The organism is Anabaena sp. CCY 9402-a, assembly GCF_963920945.1.
In the GTDB taxonomy this organism is placed as follows: Bacteria; Cyanobacteriota; Cyanobacteriia; order Cyanobacteriales; family Nostocaceae; genus Trichormus; species Trichormus minutissimus.
Map to the genome: position 1 here is coordinate 1 of NZ_CAWUDL010000147.1, position 5368 is coordinate 5368.

Annotated in this window: 6 protein-coding genes; 3 read left to right on the forward strand and 3 right to left on the reverse strand. The window is 44.2% G+C overall.

Going from position 1 to position 5368, the window contains the following annotated elements:
• Window positions 1-119: 119 nt before the first annotated feature.
• Window positions 120-416, reverse strand: coding sequence for a hypothetical protein (locus tag ACM0OR_RS27480; RefSeq protein WP_414579572.1), 297 nt, complete (start codon window positions 414-416; stop codon window positions 120-122).
• A gap of 265 nt (window positions 417-681) precedes the next feature.
• On the opposite strand from ACM0OR_RS27480, the gene ACM0OR_RS27485 reads away from it, so the two are divergent.
• Window positions 682-2763, forward strand: coding sequence for an S-layer homology domain-containing protein (locus ACM0OR_RS27485; protein ID WP_414579573.1), 2082 nt, complete (start codon window positions 682-684; stop codon window positions 2761-2763).
• Between the two features lie 131 nt (window positions 2764-2894).
• A complete protein-coding gene (locus tag ACM0OR_RS27490) occupies window positions 2895-3590 on the forward strand; it encodes a hypothetical protein (protein WP_414579574.1) in 696 nt (231 codons plus the stop codon).
• Between the two features lie 55 nt (window positions 3591-3645).
• Here ACM0OR_RS27490 and ACM0OR_RS27495 read toward each other — a convergent pair whose 3' ends face one another.
• On the reverse strand, window positions 3646-3819 hold the full coding sequence (locus ACM0OR_RS27495; protein WP_414579575.1) for a hypothetical protein: 174 nt from the start codon (window positions 3817-3819) through the stop codon (window positions 3646-3648).
• A gap of 187 nt (window positions 3820-4006) precedes the next feature.
• On the opposite strand from ACM0OR_RS27495, the gene cas6 reads away from it, so the two are divergent.
• Window positions 4007-5119: a CRISPR-associated endoribonuclease Cas6 gene (gene cas6, locus ACM0OR_RS27500; protein WP_414579576.1), complete on the forward strand. Its 1113-nt coding sequence runs from the start codon at window positions 4007-4009 to the stop codon at window positions 5117-5119.
• 21 nt (window positions 5120-5140) lie between these two features.
• Here the strand turns inward: cas6 and ACM0OR_RS27505 are convergent, their stop codons facing one another.
• Entirely contained in the window at window positions 5141-5284 is a 144-nt protein-coding gene (locus ACM0OR_RS27505) for a hypothetical protein (RefSeq protein WP_414579577.1), read from the reverse strand.
• Between the last annotated feature and the right edge of the window lie 84 nt (window positions 5285-5368).

The following is a 5368-nucleotide window of genomic DNA, read 5'->3' on the forward strand; positions in this document are numbered from 1 at the left end:
CCACTCACTTTTTTTATTCTTAATACTGCTTAATCCTTAACCGAGAAGTATTGAACACAGAGGGACTGGACAACGAGTAGAAGTTCCGAAATTTCATATCACTCATCAGCTTGCTAGCCTTAACTGAACCGTATTGCACCCGCCCCTTGGAAGCGATCAACCGGAATTGCAACTGTTTTTCCCAAATCAATTATTTGAGTGTTAGGGTTAGCATCAGTCCCATCAAGACGGACACCATCCCAATTAATGCGACTGCCACCGCCGATCGCTGTGCGAAAATCATTGAAGGCAGTATTTGTTGTAGCTCCTGATCCACTAAATACAAGAGTAGATGCCTGTGCTGATTCGGCAGCAGTCGTTAGCAAGCTTAATATTATGCCGCCTGCAACTGAAGCTAAAACTCCATGTTTAAACATAGTCTGTGTTCCTAGCTGTGAGTGATTATTCGGGAAGAATTCAGAATCTGGCTTTTAGATTTATCTGAGGATAATAAGAAAAATATGCAATCTTCTAGTCATAAAATTATTTCCGTGCCTTAGCCACATTCAGAAATGAAGAGTGGTGACTTAAAAGTCCTTCCTATCCCCTGTCACCTATCACCTGTTCCCTATCCCTATTCCCAATTTCCCGTTACTGTTGTTTTATCATGGTGTCATTTAAACAATTGCTGCTTAATTATCAATGGTGAATACTAACCCCATTGCCACACTCTATGTCAACCCTGTCACGGGGAATGATGCTAACTCTGGTTCACGGACAAGTCCGTTTAAAACCCTGACTCGTGCTTTAAAAGCGACTTCCCCGGCAATTATTCAGTTGGCGGCGGGGACTTATAGCACTGCAAATAAGGAAGTGTTTCCCCTAGTAATCCCCGAAAAGGTGACGGTGCTTGGTAATGAAGCTAACAAAGGTGCGGGGATTTTAATTTCTGGGAGTGGAGAATATCAAAGCCCTAGCTTTGGTGTGCAGAATGTCACCATAGTTTTGTTGAATAAAACCAGTCTCAGAGGTGTGACTGTGACTAATCCTGTGGGTAAGGGAACTGGGGTTTGGCTGGAATCAACTGCACCTCATATAGTCAACAATACTTTTACTAGTTGCGGTCGAGAGGGTGTATTTACTAGCGGTACGGCTAAACCATATATTCTCGATAATGTATTTGTGCAGAATGCCGCCAGTGGTGTGTTTATGGCACGTAATAGTAAAGGCGAAGTCTTGCGGAATGTGTTGCAAAAGAATCCCTTGGGTATCGTTATTAGTGACTTTGCTGCACCTTTAATTGCCAATAATAAATTATCTGATAATCGGACTGCGATCGCACTTTCTCGCAATGCTAGGCCGGTGCTGCGTGATAACCTGATTATTAAAAATACCCAAGGTGGGCTACTCGTCAATGAAAATGCCGTCCCGGATTTGGGCAATACTCAAGATGTAGCCGGGAATATATTTAGTGACAATGGTGGATTTGATATTCAAAATTCCTCAGTCCAGCCATTGATTTCTGTGGGTAACAAGTTAAATCCTACCCAAGTGAAGGGTCAGGTGAATTTTCTCGCCGCTACCATAGATAACCCCATGCAGTCGGCTAACACCAGTTTGATTGACTTAGCTGGACATTGGGCTACTGCTTTTGTGGAAGCTTTGGTAGGTAAGGGCTTTATTAGCGGTTTTCCTGATGGCACTTTTGCCCCTAATGCGCCCATTACCCGCGCCCAGTATGCGGCGGTGATTGCGAAAACCTTTAATTTGCCCACGAATAATCCCCAAAGTCAATTTAAAGATGTCAAATCTGACTTTTGGGCAGCGTCAGCAATTACCAAAGCCGCCCAAATGGGTTTTATTAGCGGCTTCCCTGATGGTACATTTCGACCAGGGCAGAATTTAACTAAGGTGCAGGCGATAGTTTCTGTAGTGAATGGCTTAAAGCTGAGTGGTGGTAGTCCCAATGTGTTAAGTGTATATGGCGATCGCGCCCAAATTCCCAGTTATGCCACCAATCCCATTGCTACCGCCACCGAAAAACAATTAGTGGTAAATTATCCCCAAACAGATCAACTCAACCCACTGCGAGATATCACCCGCGCCGAAGTTGCTACATTAATTTATCAAGCTTTAGTGACAAATGGACAAGAACAGGCGATCGCTTCACCTTATATTGTGAGGGTCGATGTTGCCCTTCCCACCTTCACCGACCTCGGCGGACACTGGGCGGAAGCATTTATTCGCGGCTTGGCAGATATGGGGATCACGCATGGTTTTGCTGATGGTAGCTACCAGCCCAATAAACCCATGACCCGCGCCCAATATGCGGCTTTAGTGGCGGGTGCGTTCAACCCTACACCCCGCAGACCAGCTACAGACTTTATTGACGTACCCAAAGATTTTTGGGCTTATCAGGCTTTACAAATCGCCGCTAGTGGTGGTTTTGTCAGTGGTTTTAGCGATCGCACTTTCCGCCCTGACCAAAATGTCCAAAGGCTACAGGTAATTGTCTCCTTAGTTAATGGACTTGCCCTATCAACAACCAATAATAATAGTTTCACTTATACTGACAGTAATACAATTCCTGAGTATGCCCGTAAAGCCGTAATTACTGCCACCCAAGAGAGAATCATTGTTAACCACCCCGACCCCAAACTACTAGCACCCACGCGGGAAGCAAGCAGGGCAGAAGTTGCCGCAATGGTCTATCAAGCCTTAGTTGCAATTCAACGTGCGCCAAGTGTTAATTCAGCCTATATAATTTCGACAGTTGACAATTGACCAAGTAGAATAATAGACACTGCTTATCAGCTTGGAAACTCTTGGTAACAAATCCTACAGTTCCCTACAGGTTAGTCTCCCAGAAGCACTGGGTAGATCATCTACACCTCTTGCCAGCGTCCAACAGTCCCATGTCACAATCAGTACCAGTAACTTGTGCCAACTTGGCGATCGCCCTCTTAATTCACTATAGTTTTGACCTCAGTAGCTACAGTGCTAGTGAGCTAATTCATCGTTGGCGGAAACAATATCCACCAGATTGGCTACATTTAGCGGTCATTGAAGCTCTATATCAAGGACGCTATAAGGGAATTTCCGTGCAGCAAATATTGGCATTTTGGCTGCGCCGAGGGCAAGTTTTCTATCATTTTAATATGGAATTTGAACGCCTAATTTGTAGCCAATTTCCCGCCAGTTTAACGGCTACTACCACGACGGCGTTAAATTTTCACCAACAACCAACGGTGTCTGAGAGAGTCAACTATGATCCCGATTTGGTGTTAGTTTCATCCCCGCCAGTCGAAAATGACAATGGTAGCCAGTCGTCCATTCAATTGATGAATGTCAAACACCAAGAAACATTCCTGCAAAAAGCCGCACCACCACCAGAAACAAGAGTTTTGGCAGCGTCTACGGTGGGTGCAGTGACGACTGCTGTGCAACCAAGGTTAAAGCCCGCAGAACCCCCCCATCAAGAGACAAATGATCCATCCATCACTCTAAATCATCCACCTATTGGGCAGTTTACCCCAGCCAAGAGCGATCGCTCGGAATCATTTACCTCTAAACTCAAAGCCATATCCGGGGATCAAATATATAGTGTCTAGTGAGAGCGATACTACAGTAAGCTGCGCTAACGCTCTCACCCAGAGTTGGAGATATTTATTTTTTAGGTGGTATTTTTTGCGCGTCTGGTTGTTTCTGCAAGCTGCAAATTTTCACTAGTACAGGAATATATTGTTGAATGAGCCAACTTAACGCCTCTAAGTTGGAATTACCTGAGTCAATTTGGTTATCGCCTAACACACCCTTGAGAAGTTTCTGAAGCGATCGCATCTGATTTTCTCTATGATCAGCTAGCAGAGTGTAAAAAAACCTAGGTTTATGAAATCCTCCCTAGGCGATCGCTTAATGTATTACACATTTAACTTGTATAATTAGGGGGGGCATCTTGTCTATGCTACAAAACCAACAAAGTCTTTCTGCAAGTATGCAACATTGTCTCTCTCAACCTAGTGCATAAATGGTGCGTCGCCCCAAGAACAAAATCAATCTCCCAAATTCTGACCCCGACTGGCCACTAGAGACAGAATTAGTCGGACTGGAATTTGAGTTAGCCACAAAAGTAGATGTGTCTTTGTACCCTCAGTACACCATTGGACTCCATGCCTGGTTTCTCGACCAAGTACGTTCAACCAATCCAGAACTTTCTGCTTATCTCCATGATAGCGAGTCAGAAAAACCCTTCACTATCTCTGCATTGGATGGCGAATTAGTTAGTAGTGGGAAGCAATTAAAAATTTTTGCTCATCAAACCTATCGTTGGTCTGTGACAGCATTATCAGGTAGAGTGGTGCAATGGTTGGCACAGTGGGTCAAAAATCTGCCTTCAGAGGTGAGTTTGCGGAATGCACCTTTACAGATTCTTGCGTGTAATATTGTTCATGCGCCTACAACCTATACTCAATTACTTAATGCTGAAGATGGAGGAAATCTCAGTTTAAGATTTATCAGTCCTACTAGCTTTCGTCGCAAAGGTCATCATCTACCCTTACCTGTACCGATGAATGTATTTCATAGTTACCTACGCCGTTGGAATGATTTTTCAGGAATACCGATAGAGCAGGATACCTTTCTGGCGTGGGTAGATGAGTCTGTGCTGATTACCCGTCATCAAATCGTCTCATTAAAAATACTAGCGGGTAAGAAGGGTGCAGTGACAGGTTTTACAGGTGCAGTAGAATTTAGTTTGACTAAACAAGCGTCCCACAATCCCGAATTTTATCAGTTGTTTTATGCTTTAGGTAAGTTAGCACCCTATTGCGGTACTGGTCATAAAACGACATTTGGCTTGGGTCAAACCCGCTTGGGTTGGTCATCGCAAGTTGTCGCAGATGTACCAGAGGTAGAAAGTTTCTTGGCAAGTAGAATTGAGGAGTTAACGGAGATATTTACAGCCCAACGAAAAAGGACGGGAGGCGATCGCGCTTCTGAGGTAGCATCAAAGTGGGCAACTATCTTAGCACGGCGGGAAATGGGCGAGTCGTTGCAAGTGGTGGCGGAAGATTTGCAAATGCCTTATGAAACGGTGAAGACTTACGCGAAGCTGGCGCGGCGGGCGTTGAAGGTTGAGTAGTTTAGCCTTTACTGATAACTTTTAAAGTGTATTGGGGTCAATTCCTCTTTGTTGTAATTTAGTTAAAAGTTCTTGAAGTTGTTGCTGTTGCTGAAATTTTTCCTCTTCTGGTGTTAGATATCTCTGACCTGCTTCATCATACCAAAACAGCCATTCCCGCGTCATACCTTGATGAGTCCCCCGTTCGCCTCCAATAAGTAGCTAAACAAAATTAATTACATAGTTTGTACCAAACTCTTGAAGAATCTT